We start from the raw sequence: 425 nt of genomic DNA on the forward strand, positions 1-425 counted from the left end.
CGCCTCGGCCGCGGCGCGGTGGGCGTCGGGGGTGGCGCGGGCGCCGGTCGCCATCGCCACGAGGACGAGGGCGCCGTCGCCCGTGCCGAAGCGGGCGGTGAGCAGGGAGTCCCTGCGGGGCTCGCCCCGGTAGCGCGCCGAGTCCCCGCGCACCGACACGGCGCGCAGGGTGCACGTCCCGTACGACGCCCCGTCCAGCACGGTGTCGGCCACGAGGTCGTCGAGGGCGTCCGGGTCCGCGAGGGGCAGGGCGGTGGGTTCGGAGGCGTAGGTGGGCGGACCGGAACCGACGTGGCCGAGGGGACCGGGAGTGTCGGGGACCTGGAGAGGCTGGTCGGACGGGGCGCCCGTGGGGGCGTCGCCGGTGCCGGTGCCGGTGTCCGTGACCGCCGTCCGCCCGGCGGCGGGGGCGTCCCCGTGCGCCG

1 pseudogene is annotated in these 425 nt (G+C 80.0%); it reads right to left on the reverse strand.

The features are described 5' to 3' along the window. Window positions 1-425: pseudogene (locus tag HO151_RS07290) on the reverse strand (protein phosphatase 2C domain-containing protein); the annotation flags it as partial.

Source organism: Streptomyces sp. 8P21H-1, from assembly GCF_013302945.1.